The organism is Phycisphaerae bacterium (genome assembly GCA_035384605.1).
Classification (GTDB): Bacteria; Planctomycetota; Phycisphaerae; order UBA1845; family PWPN01; genus JAUCQB01.
This window is the reverse complement of the sequence record DAOOIV010000213.1, coordinates 1-4,185: the sequence shown is the minus strand read 5'-3', so window position 1 is coordinate 4,185 and position 4,185 is coordinate 1. Positions and strand designations below refer to the sequence as shown.

Genomic DNA, 4,185 nt, shown 5'->3' with positions numbered 1-4,185 from the left:
ACGACGGCCCTAACGGGAAGGTCGCCATCACCTTCCACCCCACGGGCATCAAGACCTTGGCCGATGAACTGAACCGACAGGAGGTGACCGCATGAAAGGCTTGAGGATTGAATGCGACGTGCATTTCACGCGGGGGCAGCGCACCCGCAAGGTCATCCAGGAAGGCCCGCCGCCGGAACTGGACGCGACGCCAGAGGGCACGGTCCCGCGCATCTCGCGTCTGATGGCCCTGGCGATCCGGTTCGACCGGCTCATCAAGGCGGGCGAGATTGCCGATCAGGCCGACCTGGCCCGTCTGGGCCACGTGACCCGCGCCCGCGTGACGCAGATCATGAATCTGCTCCAACTCGCGCCGGACATCCAGGAAGACATCCTGTTCCTGCCGCGCACCTTCCGGGGGCGCGACCCCATCCGCGAGATCATGGTTCGATCCATCGCCGCCGAACCGGACTGGCGCAAGCAACGACGGCTCTGGAAGTGCCTGACGTTCGATCAGGGGGTTGAGACCGTGCCGGTTGGCGAAGGCGTGGCACCAGATCGGCCCCTGTGCTGACAAGGGTTTACGAGCCAAAGTGCCAGAATCGGGTATTTCCGCATTCTGCGCCTCTGCCCCCTCCCGAAGTCTCAGCCGTCTCACGCGGCTGAGACCGTGAGACAACGCTGGCCCCCGCATTCACAGGGGTTTACAAGCGAAAGTCTCAAAATCGCCTGTTTTCGCGTTCTACGCCCCCGGCACTGCATCACGTCTTCACCGCCGCCGTGCGAACCACCGTCTCTGCCAAGGTTTCCCATTCCGGCAGCGTGCCGTCCGCTTGGTAGGCCTTGCGAGCCTCGCGGATGGCGGCGTGCAACTCGGGCCACTCCTGGCTCTCGTCCTCGGCCTCGAACAGATGCCCGATGGCCCGAAGGCGGTAGGCGTAGCCCTCACGGGTTTCGGTCAGGAGCACCAGGGCCGCGCCCAGGTGTTTCTCGACGCACTCGACACAACTCGGCCGCGTGGGCGTATAGGCCCGGCGCGGGATCACCACCGGCGGGCAGTTCGTGCAGGGCTTCTTCTGCTTGGGCGTCAACGTCTCGCTCATGTCATGCTCCTCAGGGGGCCAGCTCGAAGGTCAGGTCGAACCGATACCACGCCCCGAAGTGGTAGAGCGGATCGTTTGTCGTGGCGTCGATGAACAGTGTGTGCGGCCCGGGATTGAGCAGCACCTGTTGGGGCGGCGGCGGATTGGAGATGACCGGTCCCATACCCGCGCAGCCCTGACCGCCGCCGGGAGCATGGGCCGATCCGACCAGCCCGCCGTTCACATACAGGCTCATCAGTTCGTAGTTGGGATCCTGCGTCTCGCCCATGCCCGACCAGTTGACCGTCATGATCATCGCCTTGGGCACGGTGATCTGGCAGGTCGCCGTGGCGTACTGCGTGTAGGGATTGTGGCTGCGGCAGTTCTGGTCGTCTTCCCAGTCCAGTCGCAGGCCCAGGCCGTTGTTCAGGATCGACCAGGGGCTGGCGGGCACGTCGGCGGGATTGTCGTAGGCGCGGAAAGCGCCGTCCTGCCCGCCGTCGATGAACCCCGAATCGGTGAATGACCACTGCTGGGTGAACTCGATGCAGCAGGCCGGGCAGATCTCCTCGGCGTTGTAGACCGCCGACTTGCCGCCCAGCAGCACGCCGCGTTTGCCGCCTTCGACCACGACTGATTTACCCGGTGCGCCCACGCTGGCCTCCTTACTCGGTGCTGCTGGCCGTCTCGCAGGCCTCCTGGTCGACCATCTCGTTGATCCAGCCGAGCACCAGTTCCAGACCGCCCGCCCCATCACCCTGATAATGGGCATAGCCGAAGGTCGCGGCGATCATCTGGCCGATGCTGGGACGCTGCCACTTGTGCGGCGCGGCCACGGGATCGACGCCGCTCTCCAGCGTCTCGCCGGTCACCACGTCCAGCACGTCATACGTCCAGGTTGCCGGATTCTCCTCGTCGCCCTGCTCGCCCCCGTACTGCGTGAGGTCAACGGGGAACACATGCATTGGGGTGGGCTTGCCCAGACGGACCACCGACCACTGCACGCCGGTCCCGCCCGCGCGCCAGAGGACGCCCGCCGACCCTTGCATGCTCACCTTCAGGTTGGCCGTGACGCCGTCGGCGATCTCGGCGTAGCGCCACTCGTGGTCTTCGTCGGGCACGTCGATCTTCACCGGGCAGACACCGGCGGCGTAGGCGCGTCCGATCTTGCCGGTGGCGATGGGTTCGGCCAGGATGACGAACTTGCCCTCGTGCGTGTCGGCGGCGGGCGCGACGCAGGAGAGCGCCACGCGGTTCTTGAACTCCTCCTCGTTGGCCGACGGATCGATGATCGGCGTATCGACGCCCAATACCGCCATGCGGGTCTGATTCGAGCCACTGTCGTTGCGGACCAGCACGATGCTGGCCTGCGAGAACGAGGGTTGAGCCCCTTGGCCCAGGTGGGCCGTGCGCTGCCGAAAGTCCAGCGCCGCGTCGATGAAGGCGTTGTAGGCGCTGGCGGGGATGGTCAGCGGCTGGCCGGATTGGACCTTCTTCAAGCCATCGCTCATGATCCGATCCCCAATGCCGCGAAGTTGCCGTCTTCATAGACCTTCTCGACGTAGGCCGCGATGGGTTGCTTGACCAGCGTGTTGCTGCCAGTGTCTTCCGCGTCGGCGTAGCGCACCCACAGGTACTCCCAACCCTTCTTGGCGATACCAGAGATCGGCCCCACGGTGATGCCCGTGCGGTTGGGCGAACCGGCGAAGCGGAAGGTGATCTCCCAATCGTCATCGGGGCCAGTGCCGCGCCGCGAACCGGACGCGCCCAGGAACAGGCATTCACCGGCAGCCAGGCCACGGAACGAACCGCTGTTCACCTTGCCGGTGAGTTGGAAGAGCGTGCCCTTGTAGGCCGTGGTGACTGTCGCCGCCGACAGGTAGTGCGTCTCGGAGAAGTTGTAGACCGGCACGGTGATGTCCACGCCCTCGACGTTGTCGTGCGTGACGCCGATCGCGCCCTTGAAGTCGGGGGCGGTGCCGGAAGCAGCGTACCGGCCGATCGTGGACAGAGACTGCGTGATGTGCTGCGTACCGCCGCCGGTGTCGAAGCTGAATGACGAATCGCCGGTCTCCGGCGGCTCCTGGTACTCGAAGGGCGCGTAGTTGACCGTGCCGGTCCAGATGCACTTGTCGGGGTTGGTGGTGTCGACGTGGACCGGCTCGACCGTCACCGGTTGGCGCTTCATGTTGTGCAGCACCGTCGGCGCGGTCGCCTTGAGCGAGGCGATGGCCGCCGCTTCATCGGCCGTGCCGCTGATCGTGTAGAGCAACTCCGCCGACTGGGTTTCGGTGATCTGGCGTGAGTCGATGTTCTCGGTGCAGACGATCGGCATCCGTGCCTCTCCTGATTCCGGGGGTCAAGCGAACGTCAGGCCGCCGGTCTGCGCGGCCTGGACGAGCTTCTTGGTGTTCTTGGCAGTCTCTTCACTGGCCTTGGCCGTGCGATCGGCGGCATCACCGGCGGCCAGGCCCTGCACGGCGGCGGCATTGAACGTGCCCTTGACGCCGATCTTCGCCGCTTCCTGTTGCACCAGATCCCCGATGTCACCCAATCCGGCCAGGGCGTCGCGGGCCTTGTTGATGATGTCATCTGGACCTTCCAGCCCATCGGGGCCGCCCTCGGCTTCCTTTGCCTCGCGCTTCTTGCGGGCCTCATCGATGGCGTCGCGCCATTCCTGCCGGGCCTTGGCCAGGTCCGCCTCGTTCTCGGCCATCCGCTGGGCGTACTCGGTGTCCAGCGCCCGATGCTTCTCCATGTTCTCGCGGCCGATCTCACCCAACGTCGCCTCGTGGATCGCGGCCGCGCGTCGGCGCTCGGACTCCCGCTCCGCTTCACGCTGGGCGGTCTTGCGCTTCTGCTCATCCTCGATGCGGGCGATGGCGGCTTGCTTCTGCTCCTCGACGAGTTTGTTCTCGGCTTCCAGATCGACCGAATCGTCGAACAGCGACTTGATCCAGTTCCACGCCTTCTGCGCTCCGGCTTTGATGTTCTCCCAGGTCTTGGCGAAGAAGCTGGTGAAGCCGGTCCAGAGCTTCGAGAAGAAAGCCGTGGTCTCGATCCAGCCGACCTCCAGGGCGTGCCAGACGATCTCCGCGACGGCCAGCAGGCCGTGCCAGGCGTC

Annotated in this window: 6 protein-coding genes; 1 reads left to right on the top strand and 5 read right to left on the bottom strand. The window is 65.5% G+C overall.

The genetic code is table 11. From position 1 onward, the window contains the following. Positions 1-118 precede the first annotated feature (118 nt). The gene (locus tag PLL20_21895; protein HPD32652.1) at positions 119-553 is read left to right on the top strand and encodes a hypothetical protein; all 435 of its coding nucleotides are present in this window, start codon (positions 119-121) and stop codon (positions 551-553) included. Positions 554-740: 187 nt separating this feature from the next. Here PLL20_21895 and PLL20_21890 read toward each other — a convergent pair whose 3' ends face one another. From PLL20_21890 to PLL20_21870, 5 genes are all read right to left on the bottom strand, one after another. Further along, on the bottom strand, positions 741-1,082 hold the full coding sequence (locus PLL20_21890; protein ID HPD32651.1) for a hypothetical protein: 342 nt from the start codon (positions 1,080-1,082) through the stop codon (positions 741-743). Positions 1,083-1,092: 10 nt separating this feature from the next. Further along, positions 1,093-1,716, bottom strand: a complete 624-nt coding sequence (locus PLL20_21885) for a hypothetical protein (GenBank protein ID HPD32650.1) — start codon at positions 1,714-1,716, stop codon at positions 1,093-1,095. A gap of 10 nt (positions 1,717-1,726) precedes the next feature. Next, positions 1,727-2,572, bottom strand: coding sequence for a hypothetical protein (locus PLL20_21880; GenBank protein ID HPD32649.1), 846 nt, complete (start codon positions 2,570-2,572; stop codon positions 1,727-1,729). Continuing rightward, a complete protein-coding gene (locus PLL20_21875) occupies positions 2,569-3,396 on the bottom strand; it encodes a hypothetical protein (GenBank protein ID HPD32648.1) in 828 nt (275 codons plus the stop codon). The genes PLL20_21880 and PLL20_21875 overlap by 4 nt, the downstream gene beginning before the upstream one ends. Positions 3,397-3,420: 24 nt before the next feature. Continuing rightward, positions 3,421-4,185: hypothetical protein (locus tag PLL20_21870; GenBank protein HPD32647.1), on the bottom strand; the 765-nt coding region annotated here is incomplete at its 5' end.